The organism is Nocardioides sp. LHD-245 (assembly GCF_030929495.1).
GTDB lineage: Bacteria > Actinomycetota > Actinomycetes > Propionibacteriales > Nocardioidaceae > Nocardioides.
In genome coordinates this window covers 509,860-524,871 of sequence record NZ_JAVFWN010000001.1, presented here as the reverse complement: position 1 = coordinate 524,871, position 15,012 = coordinate 509,860, and the positions used below count along the sequence as shown (strand labels likewise).

Genomic DNA, 15,012 nt, shown 5'->3' with positions numbered 1-15,012 from the left:
CTTCGTCTGACGGCGCCGGCCAGGTGGCCTATGACAGCCGTCACCTTCACCGGGTCGCGCCACAGTAGGAGCGGTCCGGCGGGCCGGACTATCCGTCAACGCGCCCGGCGGATAGCCGCTTTGCGCAGCGGGAGGAGGCTCTCGTCAGTTGGGGACCCGGGGGCCACGCAGGCCGGAGCGCTGGACGACCCGCTGGATGGCGAGGTCGCGCTCGTCGGCTCGCCCGACGTACCTGATGTCGCGCAGGCCCTGCTCCTGGGCGGCGGACTCGAAGCAGAAGTGGCCGAAGCCCAGGATCCGGCCGTGCAGCGGCTTCTTCACCGAGATGTCGAGGATCCGGCTCAACGGCATGGTCGCCAGGCTCTGAGAGAGCACGCCGTGCACGCGGAACACGCGCATGTTCGTGATGACGAAGCGGTCGCGGAGCACGCCGAGCGCGACCCAGCCGGCGCGGGTCAGGAGGATCACCGCGACGATGATGAGGAACCAGGCGATCTGGACCGAGACGAACCAGCTCGCGACGAGCAGCACCGTCGCGAGTGTGGAGAGCAGGGCGGGCCGGACGTAGGCGAACCAGTGGTGGGTCACCTCGTCGACGACGACCTCACCCTCGTCGCGCAGCAGGTGCTTGCCGATCTTCGGGTCGCCGAGCCGGGCCACGAGGCCGGGGACGGCCCCGGAGACCGCGGGCAGGGAGGGCATGGCGGCGACGCGTCAGTCCATCGCGCCGACGAAGTCGATGACCCCGTCGAACGCCTTGGTCGCGAGATCCCAGCCGTTGGTCGCCGCCGACTTCGAGGTGTCGGCCAGGCCCGAGGGGTCGGTGAACATCCAGAACCCGAGGAACACGATCACCACGAGCGCGATCAGCTTCTTGGCGTCCATGTGCGGGCGTCTCCATCCAGGTGCGGGCGTGCCCGCGAGGGCACAGATCCCCACATTCGTACCAAAGGCACCACCTGCCACAGGGGAGGCGCGCCAGAGCCTTCTCAGGACCGACCCGTCCCGTTCGGACGCGACGGGTCGGCGCAGCTCAGGGGCAGACGGCGGTGCCGAGCCCGTTGGCCGGCGTCGCCTCCGGCGCCCGGCCGCCGCGCAGCCACGCGTCGAAGAAGCCGTCCAGGTCGCTCTCACCCGACACGGTCTTCGCCAGGGCCTGGAACTGCTCCACGGTCGCGTTGCCGTCGTGGTGCTCCGCGACCCACCGGCGCAGCAGCGCGTCGAAGTCGGCGACGCCGATCCGGTTGCGCAGCGCGGCCACCACCATGGCGCCCCGGTCGTAGACCGGCTCCGCGAAGATCTGGGCCGGCCCGGGGTTCGAGAGGTCGAGGGTCCAGAACGGGGACGTGGGCGTGCGGCAGGAGCGGGCCCACATCCGGTCGAGGTAGGTCTCGACGCTCACCCCGCCGTGCGCGGCGGCGTACTCGGCCTCCATATAGGTCGCGAAGCCCTCGTTGAGCCAGATGTCGCGCCAGCGCTGCACGGCCACGCTGTCGCCGAACCACTGGTGGGCCAGCTCGTGGACGACGACGCCGGGATAGATCCAGCGCCCGTACGTCGGCCGCGACTGGTTCTCGAGGGCGAAGCCGACGTCGAGGCCGGTCACCAGACCGCCCGTGGTGGCGAACGGGTAGGGCCCGAGCCGGGTCTGCAGCCAGTCGGTGATGCCGGCGGTGCGGGCGAGGGTGCGGCGCACCTGGCGGCGCTCTGCGGCGCCGATCCCCTTGGAGACCGCGTTGTAGAACGGGATGCCGGCGGCGGTGGTGCCCTGGTCGATGGCGTAGGAACCGGCGGCGAAGAAGGCGAGATAGGTCGCCATCGGGTCGGTCATCCGCCAGCGCGTGGTGGCCAGGCCACCCTTGACCTTGCGGCCCGCGCGCACGCCGTTGCTGACGACCTGCTTGCCCTTCGGCGCCGTGACCCGGATGTCGAAGGTCGCCTTGTCGCTGGGGTGGTCGTTGGACGGGAACCACCACGGCGCCATGTGCGGCTGGTTCATGGCGACGACCTCGGCGCCGTTCGCCAGCCAGTTGCGCTCACCGGCGTAGCCGAAGCGCGCCGGCCGCCCGGCGTACTTCACGACGACCTTGAACCGGGCGCCGGCCGCGATCGGCCGCTTGGGGGTGACCCGCAGCTCGTGCTTGCCCGCCCGGCGGAACTTCGCGGCCCGGTTGTCGACCCACACCGCGGTGGCCGGCAGCAGCAGGTCGAGGGAGAGGCTGCTCAGGTCGGCCGTCGCGGTCATGGTGATCGCGGTGCGACCGGTGAGCTTCCCGCTCGCGAAGTCGTAGCCCACCTTGATCCGGTAGTGCTGGGCGTCGGTGCCGCCGTTGCCGTCCTGCGGCCAGTACGGGTCGGTGCCTTCAGCCGCGCCGGGCCCGGGCTGCGCGGTGCGCTCGGACCGGTCGGGCTGCTCGGCCCGGGCGACGGGGAGGCCGGACATCGTGGTGAGGCCGGTCAGGCCCACCAACACGACGAGGAGCAGGACCAGTGGAGCGGAGAGTCGGCGCACCGGGTCAATGTACGCCGCGGGACCCGTCGGTAAACCACTTGCGGGACCGCCCGCGCGTCCTCCAGGGTGTCCTTGTCCGTCCGCGCGATCCCGCGGACCCGTCGAGAGGAGTGTGACATGTCGATCGCTGTCGTCGGCCTGCCCTCAGACCGCATCCTCTCGACCCCAAGGAACCACCGTGTCCCAGGAGAACCTCTCTCCCGACTCTGAGCTCGACCCCGATCTCGACCCCCGCTTCGTCTTCGACTACGTCGCCTACGACGACCTCGAGGACGGCCAGCGCTGGTCCACCTGGCTCGACGTCGAGCCGCTGTCCCGCGGTCCCGAGCCGCGCCCCGACTGGGTCGTCACGTCCCAGGGCGCGATCGACACCGACCTCGGCATCCTCAAGACGGGCAAGGAGGCCGACGTCTTCCTCCTCGACCGCACCGACCCGCACGACCCGGCGCAGAGCGTGGTGATGGCGGCGAAGCGCTACCGCTCCACCGAGCACCGCACCTTCCACCGGTCGGCGACCTACACCGAGGGCCGCAGCATGAAGCGCTCCCGCGACGAGCGGGCCATCAAGCGCAAGAGCACCTTCGGCCGCGAGGTCGCCGCCGGCGAGTGGGCGGTCTCGGAGTGGACCGCGCTCAACCGCTGCTGGTCGCTCGGCCTGCCGGTGCCCTATCCCGTGCAGATCGACGGCACCGAGATCCTGATGGAGTGGATCACCGTCGACGGCGAGACGGCCCCCCGGCTGGCGCAGACCCGGCCGGAGCCGGCGCTGCTGGCGTCGTACTTCGACCAGCTGCGCGCCGTCCTGCTCACCCTGGTCGAGGACGGGCTCGTGCACGGCGACCTGTCCGCCTACAACATCCTGGCCGCCGGCGAACGGCTGGTCGTCATCGACCTGCCGCAGCTGGTCGACCTGGCCGGCAACGCGCAGGGCTTCGACTTCCTGCTGCGCGACTGCACCAACGTGTGCGGGTGGTTCGCCCGCCGGGGCCTGGAGATCGATCCGCAGGAGCTGTTCGGCGAGCTGATGGCCCAAGCGTTCTGAGCCGTCGGGTCAGGAACCGCCCCGCCAGGCGGCCTCGAGCAGCGTCTCGAGGTCGCCTCGGGTCGGCGCGCGCGGGTTGCGGTACGGCGCCGCCAGGACCTCGTCCACGACGCGGGCGAGGTCGGCGTGGTCGACCCCCAGTGCGCGCAGGCCGTCGGGGACCCCGACCTGACGGGCGAGGTCACGCAGCGCGGCGGCGACGTCGTCCGTGTCGAGCGCGCGGCGCAGCACCGCGTCCGCCTCGGGCACGACGGGCAGGTTGTAGGCGGCGACGTGGGGCAGCACGATCGCGTGGGTCTCGGCGTGCGGCAGGTCGAGCATGCCGCCGAGGGCGTGGCACAGCTTGTGGTGCAGGCCCATCGTGGTCGCCCCGAGGCAGGCACCGCACAGCCAGGCGCCCTCCAGCGCCCGGCTCCGCGCGTCGGCGTCGGTGCCGTCCGCGACGACCACGGGCAGCGCGGAGGCCAGGTCGCGGACACCGCGCTCGGCCAGCGCGCTGACGACCGGCGTGCCGTCGGGGGCGTAGAGCGCCTCGACCGCGTGCGCGATCGCGTTCAGCCCGCTCGGCCCGGACACGGCGGCGGGCAGGGCGTGGGTGAGGTCCGGGTCGTAGACGACCGCGCGCGGCAGCACGACCGGGTCCCGGCCGGTCGTCTTCCGGCCGTCCTCGGTCAGCCCCCAGATCGGGGTCATCTCGGAGCCGGCGTAGGTCGTGGGGACGACCACGGACGGCAGGCCCAGGCGCAGTGACAGCGCCTTGGCCAGCCCGATCGTGGAGCCGCCGCCGATCGCGAGACAGCCGTCCGCGCCGGTCGCGGCGACCGCCGCCTCGGCAGCGGCGACGCTCGTCACCGGGACATGCATCCGGGCGCCGTCGAACGTGCCGGCCGCCCGGCCGCCGAGCAGCGCCGTGACCCGGGCCGCGAGGGCTCCCTGCCGCGGCGTCGAGAGGACGAGCACCCGGCGCAGGCCGAGACGATCGGTCTCCTCGGCCACCCGGTCGACGGCTCCGGCCCCGAAGACCACCCGCATGGGCTGGGCGTCATGGACGAACACGTCGCCAGTCTGCCGGACGACGTCAGTCGAGGAAGGATCGCACCAGATCGTGGTAGCCGGGCGGCTCCAGGAGGAACGAGTCGTGGCCCCAGGGCGAGGCCAGCTCGGTGTGGTCCACGCTGACGCCGCGAGCCGCCAGCCGGTCGCGGATCCGCAGCGAGTGAGCGGTCGGGAAGCGCCAGTCGGAGTCGAAGGAGACCAGCCGGAACCGCGTCTCCGGTACGGCGTCCGGGTGGGTGCCGAACGGGTCGAAGTAGTCCATCGGCCGGGTCAGGTGGAGATACGACAGCGCGTCGAACCGGTCCAGGAAGCTCTCGCCCTGGTGCTGGAGGTAGTGCTCCACCTCGAAGTCGCTGCCGAGGCGCCGGTCCAGGCCGGTGGTGTCGCGCCGGTGGCCGAACTTCGTGTCCAGCGACCCGTCGGAGACGTAGGTGATGTGGGCCATCATCCGGGCGATCTTGAGCCCGTGTCGCGGCGTGACGCCGTGCTCGGCGTACCGGCCGCCGTGGAAGTCGGGGTCCTCCATGATCGCGGCCCGCGCGACGGAGGAGAACGCGATGTTCTCGGTGGTCAGCCGGGAGCTCGCGGCCACCAGGACCGCGCGGTCGATCCGGTCGGGCTCCCGCAGCGCCCACTCGAGGATCTGCATGCCGCCCATCGAGCCGCCCACCGCCGCGTGCAACCGGTGGATGCCGAGGTGGTCGAGCAGCCGCCGGTGGACGGCGACGAAGTCGGCCATGTCGAGGACCGGGAAGTCCGGCCCGTAGGCGCGTCCGGTCGCCGGGTCGATCGAGGACGGCCCGGTGGTACCGGAGCAGCCGCCGAGCAGGTTGGCGCTCACGACGAAGAACCGGTCGGTGTCGACGGCCTTGCCGGGGCCGATCAGGTTGTCCCACCAGCCGCGCCGCTTGGCGCCGAGGTGCAGCCCGGCCGCGTGGGCGTCGCCGGTCAGCGCGTGGCACACCATCACCGCGTTGTCCCGCGCGGCGTCGAGCTCGCCATAGGTCTCGTAGGCGACCTCGACGTGCTCCAGCGTCGACCCGCCCGTCAGGACCAGCGGGTCGCGCTCGGTGGCGAGCACGACCCGCTGCGTCTCGACATATCCCATCGTCCCCACGGGCGATGAACCTACCGGCGCCTCACTTGGACGCGGCGAGGGCCTGCTCGAGGTCGGCGATGATGTCCTCGACGTTCTCGATGCCGATCGAGAGCCGGACCATGTCCTCGGGCACGCCGGCCGCCTCGAGCTCGTCGGGCGTGAGCTGCGAGTGGGTCGTCGTGGCGTTGTGGATCGCCAGCGACTTGGTGTCGCCGATGTTGGCGAGGTGGCTGAACAGGTCGAGGGCCTCGACGAACCGCTTGCCTCCGTCGCGCCCCGACTTCACGCCGAAGCTGACCAGGCCGCCGTACCCCTTGCCGGTGAAGGTGCGATCGGCGACGGCCTTGTAGGGGCTGTCCGCCAGGCCCGGGTAGCTCACCCAGGAGACCGCGTCGTGGCCCTGGAGGTACTCGGCGACGGCGAGCGCGTTGGCGCTGTGCCGCTCCATGCGCAGGTGGAGGGTCTCCAGGCCCTGCAGGAAGAGCCAGGAGTTGAGCGGCGCGACGGCGGCACCGGTGTTGCGCAGCAGCACGGTCCGGGCCCGAATGATGTAGGCGAGGTTGCCCACGGCCTCGGTCCAGACCACACCGTGGTAGGCGCCGTCGGGCTGGGTGAGACCGGGGAACCGCTCGGAGTGGGCCGCCCAGTCGAAGTTGCCCGAGTCGACGATGATGCCGCCGATGGAGGTGCCGTGGCCGCCGATGTACTTGGTCGCGGCGTGCACCGCCACGTCGGCGCCCTGGTCGAAGACCCGGGCGAGGTACGGCGTGGGCGCGGTGTTGTCGACGATCAGCGGCAGGCCCTGCGCATGGGCCGCGTCCGCCCAGGCCCGGACGTCGACCACGTTGATCTTCGGGTTGCCCACGGTCTCGGCGAAGACCAGCTTGGTCTTCTCGTCGACGTGCTTCGCGAGATCCTCCGGCTTCTCCGGGTCGACGAAGCGGACCTCGATGCCGAACTGCGGGAGCGTGTGCGCGAAGAGGGCGTAGGTGCCGCCGTAGAGCGTGGAGAGGGCGACGATGTTGTCGCCGGCATAGGTCAGGTTGAGCACGGCGTAGGTCGTCGCGGCAGAGCCGGAGGCGGTGGCGAGCGCGCCGACGCCGCCCTCGAGCTGGGTCAGCCGCTCCTCGAAGACCGACTGGGTCGGGTTCATGATCCGCGTGTAGATGTTGCCCGGCTCGGCGAGCGCGAACAGGTTGGCGGCGTGCTCGGTGTCGTTGAAGACGTACGACGTCGTCTGGTAAATCGGCACCGCCCGCGCGTTGGTGGCGGGGTCGGCCTGCTCCTGGCCGGCGTGGACGGCGAGGGTCTCGGGACGATAGGTCATCGGTGGCTCCTGTCGCTGGCCCCTGCGATCACACGGGGGGATGTCTCACCAAGATTAAAGTCATGTTAGGCACTAGACAAAAGGCATCCCACAGAGCAGACACCACCGGGGTAGCGTCCGGGCCGTGAGAAGCACCCGCGCCCGGAGCGTCGTCGTCGAGTGCCGTACCGACGACGACCGCGCCCTCGAGGCTGGGGCCGGCGCCGTGGCGACCGGACACGTCGCCGGCCTCGACATCGGCCGTACTCGGCTCTACACGCCCGGCGAGCTCTACGACGCGCCCGCGTACGCCGACTCCTTCGACAGCCGCGCCTACCACTGGGCGCTCGCGACCTCGGGGCCCGCCGACGCCCTCGCCGAGGTGCTGCATGACCAGGCGATCGACACCGCCCTCGGCAGCTGGGTCGCCGCGAGCGGGACGGGCGGGCTGGTCGGCGTGATGGGCGGTCACGCGGCCGACCGCGGTACCCCGGCGTACGACGACGCCGCGCGCCTCGGAGCCCTGCTCGGCCGCGACCACGTCGTCGCCACCGGCGGCGGGCCCGGCGCCATGGAGGCCGCCAACCTCGGCGGCCGGATGGCCGCCGCTCCCCCGGCCGCCCTCGCCGAGGCCCTGCGCCGGGTGGCCGACGTGCCGTCCTTCCGGCCCTCCGTGGACGACTGGGCCGCCGCCGCCCGGGAGGCACTCGCCCTTGCGCCGGACCCGAGCCCGTCGCTCGGCGTACCGACCTGGCACTACGGCCACGAGCCGCCGAACCTGTTCGCGACGGCGATCGCGAAGTACTTCCGCAACGCCCTGCGCGAGGCGATCCTGCTCATGGTCTGCGACGCGGGGATCGTGTTCCTGCCCGGTGCCGGCGGCACGGTGCAGGAGATCTTCCAGGACGCCTGCGAGAACTACTACGCCGCCGACGAGGACGTGGCGCCGATGGTGCTCGTGGGGCGCCGCTACTGGACCGAGGAGCTCCCGGCCTGGCCGCTGCTGCGGGCCCTCGCCCGGGGCCGCGCGATGGAGCAGCACGTCCATCTCGTCGACACGGTCGAGGAGGCCGCGGCGCTGGTCACGCCGCGCGGGCGCTGACCTCTCCCCCGGCCACCGCGCGGTAGTGCGCGACCAGCTGCTCGTTGATCGCGTACCAGGACCGGTCCTGCACCGCCCGCAGTGCGGTCGCGGCCATCCGGCCCCGCAGGTCGCTGTCGCCGGCCAGCCGAGCGACCGCGGCGGCCAGGTCCGTGCCGTCGCCGGGCCGGTAGAGCAGGCCGGAGGCGCCGTGCGCGACGACGTCGACCGGCCCGCCGGCCGCCGGGGCGACCACCGGGACGCCCGAGGCCAGCGCCTCCTGGGCCGCCTGGCAGTAGGTCTCGTAGCGACCCGTGTGGACGAAGAGGTCGAGGGAGGCGTAGGCCCGGCTCAGGTCGTCGCCGTGCAGCAGCCCGAGGAAGCTGGCCCGGTCGCCGAGCAGGCCGCGCAGGTGCTGTTCCTCGGGGCCCGCGCCGACGACCACCAGGGCGTAGCGCGGGTCGTCGGCGAGGTGCCGCAGCAGGTCGAGCTCCTTCTCCGCGGCCAGCCGGCCGACGTACCCGACGAGGAGCCGGCCGTCCGGCGCGATCCTGCGGCGCAGCTCCTCGTCGCGATGGCGCGGGTGGAAGGCGACCAGGTCGACGCCACGCCCCCAGCGATGCACCTCGGGTACGCCGAGCGCGCGGAGCTGGTCGATGCTCGCCGTCGACGGGGCGAGGGTGCGGTCGACGTGATGATGGATGCGGCGGGTCAGGCCCGCCGCCGCCCGCACCCCGCCCGGGACGTCGTACCGCTCGGCGAAGCCGACCAGGTCGGTCTGGTAGATCGCGACCGTGGGGATGCCCAGCTCGCCGGCGGCCCGGGCGGCCTGGTAGCCGAGGGTCGCGGGCGAGGCGATGTGGACGACATCGGGACGGAACCGGACCATCCGCTGGCGCAGCCGGCGACGGGTCTCCAGACCCAGCCGGAAGTCCGGGTAGAACGGCAGGTTCGCGCCCCGGGCGCGACGGACCCGGAATCCGGCGTACGTGTCCGGGCCGGTCGGCGCCACGAGCTCGGCGTCGTGACCCTCGGCCGCGAGGTGCTCGAGCACCCGGCGCACCGAGTTGGTCACTCCGTTGATCTGCGGGAGGAAGGACTCGGCGACCACCAGGACGCGGAGCTTGCTCATCGCCTCACTCATGACCTCAGCCATGACGCCGACGCTAGGGAGGACGCGCCAACGGGCCGTCACGATTGCGGAAGTGTCCGGCGACCCGTTCGTGAACGCCAGGAGTCGGCGATCCGCGCCTGCGCCCGGGCACGTGACCCACCTCGGTCCCGGCTCGTTGCCCGGTTCGTGGAGATCTCTCGCCGGAACCTGATCCGCAACGCCATCGCCGCCGGCGGCCTCGCTGCCGCCGCCACCGCGCTCCCGGGCGTGCTCCGCTCGGCCGCCGCAGCCGCGCCCACGGACCCCGCCACCCTCGGCCGGACCTACGTCCCCGGTCCCCCCGGGGCCCGCGGCTATCGCGCCGTCATCGCCGCCGCGGGCGAGCCGCACCGCCCGCGGACCGCTCTCGGCATCGTCGGCGACGCCGGTCGCGCCGCTCGCCGGCAGGGCCTGCTCTCCTTCGTCCAGCTCAGCGACATCCACATCGTCGACGCCCAGTCGCCGCTGCGCCTGGAGTGGACCGACCGGCTCGACGACCCCAGTCCGCTCCCCGCGCTTGGACTGTTCTCCTCGTCGTACCGGCCGCAGGAGATGCTGACCGGTCAGGTCGCCGACTCGATGGTGCGCGCGATCAACCGGATCGGCAGCGGACCGGTCACCGGCACTCCCTTCGCGCTGGCCATCCAGACCGGCGACAACTCCGACAACTCGCAGCTCAACGAGGTCCGCTGGAACATCACCACCCTCAACGGCGGCGCGATGCGGGTCGACTCCGGCCGCCTCAACAAGTGGGAGGGCGTCGCCGACAGCCTCAAGGCGACGTACGACGGCGCGTACTGGCACCCCGAGGGCAACCCGAGCGGCCGGCCCGTCGACCGCCCGCGCGCGGAGTACGGCTTCCCGGTCGTCCCGGGCCTGCTCGACGCCGCCCGCCGGCCGTTCACCGCCGAGGGCCTGTCCGTCCCGTGGTACTCCGTGTTCGGCAACCACGACGGCCTCGCGCAGGGCAACTTCCCCGCCTCCACGCTGCAGCTCAACCTGATCGCGCTCGGCATGCTCAAGATCATCTCGCCGCCGCACGGCCTCGATCCGGGCCAGCTGCTGGAGGACCTCACCAGCGACCCCGCCGCGCTGCTGACCAACCTGCTCGGCGGAGCCACCAGTGCGACCGTCCGGCTCGTGACCCCCGACCGGGACCGTCGCCTGCTCAACCGCAAGCAGATCGTGGAGCAGCACTTCGAGCTCGGCGGACTCCCCTTCGGTCACGGCTTCACGAGCACCAACCGGCAGCAGGGCACGGCGTACTACCACTTCGACCGGGACCGGTTCCGGTTCGTCGTCCTCGACACGGTGAACCCCAACGGCTACGCCGACGGCTCGCTCGACGCGACCCAGTTCGCCTGGCTCAGCTCGCTGCTCGCGCAGTCGGGCGACAAGATCGTGATGGTCTTCAGCCACCACACCTCCGACACCATGGGCAACCCGCTGATCGCCACCGGCGGCTCCCTCGAGACCCGGGTCACCGGCGGCGCCGTCCTCGACCGGCTGCTCGCCACCCCGTCGGTCGTCGCCTGGATCAACGGCCACACGCACCGCAACAAGGTCACCCCACGCCCCCGCCCGGGCGGGGGCGGCCTGTGGGAGATCACCACCGCCTCGCACATCGACTGGCCCCAGCAGTCTCGGATCATCGAGTTCGCCGACAACCTCGACGGCACCCTATCGATCTTCACCACCATGGTCGACCACGCCGGCCCCGCCTCCGCGGACGCCGGCACCGCCACCGCCGAGCAGCTCGCCGGCCTCGCCCGCGAGCTCGCGGCTAACGACTGGCACGACCACGACGGCGGGCTCGGCACCCTCGACGACCGCAACGTCGAGCTGCTGGTGACCAACCCGCTGGCTTAGGCGCCGCCGCCGCTTGTAACTAAGGGTTACAGCACGGATTTCGGTGCCATAGCGCCCGGGTAGGTGTCACAGCACCGAGGTAGATGACCGCGCACCTTCCGTACGGCGTCCGCCCTCGGCTGACGGGTGCACGACGGGTGCCGGACGCGACTACCCGGGTGTTGTTGCCACTACCCGGGCGCCGTTGCACCGAAATCCGTGCTGTAACCCTTAGTTACAAGCCGAGCCGGTGCGCGTGCGGGCACTCAGCTGAGGGGGGTGGCGGCGAGCTGGCCGCAGGCCGCGTCGATCTCGCTGCCCCGTGTGTCCCGCATCGTCGTCGCGATGCCCTTGGCCTCGAGGCGGCGGACGAACTCGTCCATGTCCTCCTCGCGCGAGCGGGTGAACTGCGAGCCCGGCACCTCGTTGAGCGGGATCGGGTTGATGTGGACCCAGCCGGTGCCACGGCCCTCCGCGGACAGTACGTCGGCGAGCAGGTCGGCCCGCCAGCCCTGGTCGTTGATGTCACGCATCAGGGCGTACTCGATCGAGACCCGGCGACCGGTCCTCTCGAAGTACTCGTAGGCGGCATCGACCGTCTCCGCGACGGAGAAGCGGGTGTTGATCGGCACCAGGTCGTTGCGCAGCTCGTCGTCGGGAGCGTGCAGGGACAGCGCGAGCGTGACGGGGATGCCCTCGCCGGCGAGCTGCCTGATCCGGGGCACCAGACCCACGGTCGAGACCGTCACGTGGCGCGCCGACAGGCCGAGCCCGGACGGGGCCGGCTCGGTGAGCCGGCGTACGGCGCCCAGGGTGGCCTTGTAGTTGGCGAGCGGCTCGCCCATGCCCATGAAGACGACGTTGGAGAGCCGGCCCGGCCCGCCGGCGACCTCGCCGCTGGCCATGGCTCGGGCGCCGACGACGACCTGGTGCACGATCTCGGCGGTCGACATGTTGCGCTGCAGGCCGCCCTGACCGGTCGCGCAGAACGGGCAGGCCATGCCGCAGCCGGCCTGGCTCGAGATGCAGATCGTGGCGCGGTCCTTGTAGCGCATCAGCACCGACTCGACCAGGGACCCGTCGAAGAGCTTCCACAGCGTCTTGACGGTCTTGCCCTGGTCGGCGCTCTGCTGCCGGATCGAGTCCATCAGGGGCGGCAGGAGGGCGTCGACCAGCTCGGCGCGCTGCGCCGCGGGCAGGTCGGTCATCTCGGCGGGGTCGTGGACCAGGCGGCCGAAGTAGTGCATGCCCAGCTGCTTGGCCCGGAAGCCGGGGAGCCCCATCTCGACCAGCAGGTCCTTGCGCTCCGCGTCGCTGAGGTCGGCCAGGTGCCGGGGTGGCTTCTTGCGTCCCCGGGGCTCGGCGAAGACGAGGGGAAGCGGGCGCGGCTGCGCGGCGGGCTGCTCGGACATGACCCTGCGATTCTCCCACCCGGGAGCGCGGGGGCCCAATCCCCCGGAATCGCCCCGGACTCGCCCCGCAGCGCGCCCGGAGAGGCTCAGGCGTCCTTGTTGAGCAGGAACCAGACCACGGCCACACCGACCGCCACCACCACGACCAGGGTCGAGACCATGCCGAGGAGCAGGTAGCGGCCGAACCGGCGGGTGTGTTGGGGCACGAGCATGCCGATCGGGACGACGAACATGAGCAGGACGAAGGGGAACAGCTCCTCGACCCGCTGGTAGCCGGCGACCCACTTGATGATGGCGGCGTACAGACCGGGGACGACGATGACCGCCACCATCCCGGTGAAGAAGCCGGCGAGCGGGAAGAACACGGGATGCCCGCGGTGGAACCAGTCGGGGCGCCGGGACCTGTCGTCCGGTGCATCCACCTCGCCGCCCGCGCGGCCGTCGCCTGCCTCAGTCATGTCCGGGCGATCGTAGCGGCCGGATACCAATGAGCCGGTATCAGCCGGCCGTCGGGACCGGAAGTCGTGGCGCGGCGAGAAAGTTCCGCGGCGTTGTCGATCTGCCGGTTCCCCGATCGACCGAGGGATGGAAGGGTCGAGACGCGACCCCCGACAACGACGGAGAACATCATGAAGTACATGCTCATCATGCGGGCCACCGACGAGGCCGAGGCGGCCTTCGCCGACAGCGACATCCCGTTCGAGGAGATCATGGAGTCGATGGGCCGATTCAACGACGAGATGGTCCAGGCCGGCGTCCTGATCGCTGCCGAGGGCCTCGATCCCGACCCGGCCACCGGCGTGGTCGTCGACTACTCCAGCCAGCCGCCGGTCGTCACCGACGGCCCGTACGGCGAGACCAAGGAGCTGTTCGGCGGGTACTGGATCGTCGACGTCGCTTCCCTGGAGGAGGCCACGGCGTGGGCGAAGCGGGCCCCGCTCGCCGGTCCCGGCATGAAGGCCGAGATCCGCCGGGTCAGCTCGATCGACGAGTTCCCGCAGGACAACGTGTGGATCCAGAAGGAGCGGGCCTGGCGCGAGGCGACCGGCCAGCTGTGACCGAGCCGTCCCGGGGTGCCGAGGGCCGGCGCGCCGTCGAGGCGGTCTGGCGGATCGAGTCCGCGCGGATCGTCGGCGCGCTGGCCCGGTACACCGGCGACTTCACCCTGGCCGAGGACCTCGCCCAGGAGGCGTTCGCCGAGGCGCTCGTCGCGTGGCCCCGCGACGGCGTCCCGGCGAGCCCGGCCGGCTGGCTGCTCACCGTGGGCCGGCGCCGCGCCATCGACGGATTCCGGCGCCGCGCCGCACGCGACGAGCGGTACGCCGTACTCGGTCACGAGCTGGCCGGCCGGGCCGCCGCGGCCGACGACGGCGACGTCGACCTGCTCGCCGACCCCGGCCACATCGACGACGACCTGCTCGCCCTCGTCTTCATCGCCTGCCACCCCACCCTCTCCCCCGAGTCGCAGGTGGCGCTCACCCTGCGCACCGTCGGCGGCCTGACCAGCGACGAGATCGCCCGCGCGTTCCTGGTGCCGACGGCGACCGTCCAGGCCCGGATCACCCGGGCGAAGAAGACGCTGGCGGCCGCCCGCGTCGCTTTCGTCGTCCCTTCCCCACCGGAGTGGCGCGACCGGCTGCGGGCGGTCCTCGGCGTCGTCTATGTCGTCTTCACGGAGGGCTCGTCGGCGACCTCCGGCGACGCCTGGATCCGGGCAGACCTGGCCCGCGAGGCGATCCGGATGTCCCGGGTGCTGGCCCGGCTGATGCCCGACGAGCCCGAGGTGCACGGGCTGCTCGCCCTGCTGGAGCTGACGGCCGCCCGGTTCCCCGCACGGACCACGCCGACCGGCGTGCCGGTGCTACTGGAGGACCAGGACCGCCGCCGTTGGGACCGGACGGCGATCCGCCGCGGCCTGGCCGCCCTGGACCGGGCCGAGCGGGTCGGCCAGGGCCTCGGCGCGTACGGCATCCAGGCCGCCATCGCCGCCTGCCATGCCCGCGCCACGTCGGTCGCGATGACCGACTGGGACCGGATCGTCTCGCTCTACGAGGCGCTCGGCCGGATCGCGCCCTCGCCGGTCGTGGAGCTCAACCGCGCGGTCGCCGTCTCGATGGCCTCGGGTCCCGCCGCCGCGCTCCCGGTCGTCGAGGCGCTGGCGGCGCGGGGTGCCCTCGCCGGCTCCCCGCTGCTCCCCGGGGTGCGCGGCGAGCTGCTGCGCCGGCTGGGCCGCACCGAGGACGCCCGTGCCGAGCTGCAGCGCGCCATGGACCTGTGCGGCAACGAGTCCGAGCGCGTCGTACTGGCCGGGAAGCTCGCCGACCTGTCCTCGACGGCGACGTGAGCGTCGCCCGGGAGCCGTCCCCGCAGGTGCAGCGCCTGCTGCTCGCGGCCTACGACGACGGCGGCTCCGCGGGCGCCACCTACCTGTGGAGCACCGTCACCCGGTCGCTCCTCCCCGACCTGTGCGCGATCCGCAGCGAGATGTGACCTCGCCGGGTGA

At 72.3% G+C, this 15,012-nt stretch carries 15 protein-coding genes; 6 read left to right on the top strand and 9 right to left on the bottom strand.

The window, feature by feature from the left end; translation table 11 throughout:
- Positions 1 to 144: 144 nt before the first annotated feature.
- From RB608_RS02500 to RB608_RS02490, 3 genes are all read right to left on the bottom strand, one after another.
- The gene (locus RB608_RS02500; RefSeq protein ID WP_308086193.1) at positions 145 to 702 is read right to left on the bottom strand and encodes a PH domain-containing protein; all 558 of its coding nucleotides are present in this window, start codon (positions 700 to 702) and stop codon (positions 145 to 147) included.
- A 12-nt stretch (positions 703 to 714) separates the two neighbouring features.
- The gene (locus RB608_RS02495) at positions 715 to 885 is read right to left on the bottom strand and encodes a hypothetical protein (RefSeq protein ID WP_308086192.1); all 171 of its coding nucleotides are present in this window, start codon (positions 883 to 885) and stop codon (positions 715 to 717) included.
- 148 nt (positions 886 to 1,033) lie between these two features.
- Positions 1,034 to 2,512 carry a M1 family metallopeptidase gene (locus RB608_RS02490; RefSeq protein WP_308086191.1) on the bottom strand — a complete coding sequence of 493 codons (1,479 nt, stop codon included), beginning with the start codon at positions 2,510 to 2,512 and terminating at the stop codon, positions 1,034 to 1,036.
- Between the two features lie 178 nt (positions 2,513 to 2,690).
- On the opposite strand from RB608_RS02490, the gene RB608_RS02485 reads away from it, so the two are divergent.
- Positions 2,691 to 3,554, top strand: a complete 864-nt coding sequence (locus RB608_RS02485) for an RIO1 family regulatory kinase/ATPase (RefSeq protein ID WP_308086190.1) — start codon at positions 2,691 to 2,693, stop codon at positions 3,552 to 3,554.
- A gap of 9 nt (positions 3,555 to 3,563) precedes the next feature.
- On the opposite strand, the gene RB608_RS02480 is transcribed toward RB608_RS02485, so the two are convergent.
- Genes RB608_RS02480 through RB608_RS02470 form a run of 3 tightly spaced genes read right to left on the bottom strand, consistent with a single transcriptional unit; the run spans position 3,564 to position 7,036 of the window.
- A complete protein-coding gene (locus RB608_RS02480; protein ID WP_308086189.1) occupies positions 3,564 to 4,610 on the bottom strand; it encodes a maleylacetate reductase in 1,047 nt (348 codons plus the stop codon).
- Positions 4,611 to 4,632: 22 nt separating this feature from the next.
- The gene (locus tag RB608_RS02475; RefSeq protein WP_308086253.1) at positions 4,633 to 5,718 is read right to left on the bottom strand and encodes a homoserine O-acetyltransferase; all 1,086 of its coding nucleotides are present in this window, start codon (positions 5,716 to 5,718) and stop codon (positions 4,633 to 4,635) included.
- A 31-nt stretch (positions 5,719 to 5,749) separates the two neighbouring features.
- Positions 5,750 to 7,036 carry a PLP-dependent transferase gene (locus RB608_RS02470; RefSeq protein ID WP_308086188.1) on the bottom strand — a complete coding sequence of 429 codons (1,287 nt, stop codon included), beginning with the start codon at positions 7,034 to 7,036 and terminating at the stop codon, positions 5,750 to 5,752.
- Between the two features lie 124 nt (positions 7,037 to 7,160).
- Here RB608_RS02470 and RB608_RS02465 point away from each other — a divergent pair, with 124 nt between their 5' ends.
- The gene (locus RB608_RS02465; protein ID WP_308086187.1) at positions 7,161 to 8,117 is read left to right on the top strand and encodes a Rossmann fold nucleotide-binding protein; all 957 of its coding nucleotides are present in this window, start codon (positions 7,161 to 7,163) and stop codon (positions 8,115 to 8,117) included.
- Here the strand turns inward: RB608_RS02465 and RB608_RS02460 are convergent.
- On the bottom strand, positions 8,098 to 9,252 hold the full coding sequence (locus tag RB608_RS02460) for a glycosyltransferase family 1 protein (protein WP_308086186.1): 1,155 nt from the start codon (positions 9,250 to 9,252) through the stop codon (positions 8,098 to 8,100). The two genes, RB608_RS02465 and RB608_RS02460, sit on opposite strands and share 20 nt — an antisense overlap.
- Positions 9,253 to 9,396: 144 nt before the next feature.
- Between RB608_RS02460 and RB608_RS02455 the strand changes: the two genes are divergently transcribed.
- Positions 9,397 to 11,118 (top strand): TIGR03767 family metallophosphoesterase, encoded by a 1,722-nt coding sequence (locus RB608_RS02455; protein WP_308086185.1) that lies wholly within the window; start codon positions 9,397 to 9,399, stop codon positions 11,116 to 11,118.
- A gap of 245 nt (positions 11,119 to 11,363) precedes the next feature.
- Here the strand turns inward: RB608_RS02455 and rlmN are convergent, their stop codons facing one another.
- Together rlmN and RB608_RS02445 are read right to left on the bottom strand one after the other, a co-directional pair.
- The gene (rlmN, locus tag RB608_RS02450; protein ID WP_308086184.1) at positions 11,364 to 12,509 is read right to left on the bottom strand and encodes a 23S rRNA (adenine(2503)-C(2))-methyltransferase RlmN; all 1,146 of its coding nucleotides are present in this window, start codon (positions 12,507 to 12,509) and stop codon (positions 11,364 to 11,366) included.
- An 86-nt stretch (positions 12,510 to 12,595) separates the two neighbouring features.
- On the bottom strand, positions 12,596 to 12,967 hold the full coding sequence (locus RB608_RS02445; protein ID WP_308086183.1) for a hypothetical protein: 372 nt from the start codon (positions 12,965 to 12,967) through the stop codon (positions 12,596 to 12,598).
- A 171-nt stretch (positions 12,968 to 13,138) separates the two neighbouring features.
- On the opposite strand from RB608_RS02445, the gene RB608_RS02440 reads away from it, so the two are divergent.
- The 3 genes from RB608_RS02440 to RB608_RS02430 are packed head-to-tail and all read left to right on the top strand — an operon-like array spanning position 13,139 to position 14,999.
- On the top strand, positions 13,139 to 13,567 hold the full coding sequence (locus RB608_RS02440) for a YciI family protein (RefSeq protein WP_308086182.1): 429 nt from the start codon (positions 13,139 to 13,141) through the stop codon (positions 13,565 to 13,567).
- Positions 13,564 to 14,853: a sigma-70 family RNA polymerase sigma factor gene (locus tag RB608_RS02435; RefSeq protein ID WP_308086181.1), complete on the top strand. Its 1,290-nt coding sequence runs from the start codon at positions 13,564 to 13,566 to the stop codon at positions 14,851 to 14,853. The genes RB608_RS02440 and RB608_RS02435 overlap by 4 nt, the downstream gene beginning before the upstream one ends.
- Positions 14,850 to 14,999: a hypothetical protein gene (locus tag RB608_RS02430; RefSeq protein WP_308086180.1), complete on the top strand. Its 150-nt coding sequence runs from the start codon at positions 14,850 to 14,852 to the stop codon at positions 14,997 to 14,999. Before RB608_RS02435 ends, RB608_RS02430 begins: the two co-directional genes overlap by 4 nt.
- The last annotated feature ends 13 nt before the right edge of the window (positions 15,000 to 15,012 follow it).

Bases quoted from the DNA above. Each gene is read 5' to 3' on its own strand.
- RB608_RS02475 (WP_308086253.1), bottom strand. From the start codon at position 5,718: ATGGGATATGTCGAGACGCAGCGGGTCGTGCTCGCCACCGAGCGCGAC.
- RB608_RS02470 (WP_308086188.1), bottom strand. From the start codon at position 7,036: ATGACCTATCGTCCCGAGACCCTCGCCGTCCACGCCGGCCAGGAGCAG.
- RB608_RS02445 (WP_308086183.1), bottom strand. From the start codon at position 12,967: ATGACTGAGGCAGGCGACGGCCGCGCGGGCGGCGAGGTGGATGCACCG.
- RB608_RS02495 (WP_308086192.1), bottom strand. From the start codon at position 885: ATGGACGCCAAGAAGCTGATCGCGCTCGTGGTGATCGTGTTCCTCGGG.
- RB608_RS02440 (WP_308086182.1), top strand. From the start codon at position 13,139: ATGAAGTACATGCTCATCATGCGGGCCACCGACGAGGCCGAGGCGGCC.
- RB608_RS02460 (WP_308086186.1), bottom strand. From the start codon at position 9,252: ATGGCTGAGGTCATGAGTGAGGCGATGAGCAAGCTCCGCGTCCTGGTG.
- rlmN (WP_308086184.1), bottom strand. From the start codon at position 12,509: ATGTCCGAGCAGCCCGCCGCGCAGCCGCGCCCGCTTCCCCTCGTCTTC.
- RB608_RS02500 (WP_308086193.1), bottom strand. From the start codon at position 702: ATGCCCTCCCTGCCCGCGGTCTCCGGGGCCGTCCCCGGCCTCGTGGCC.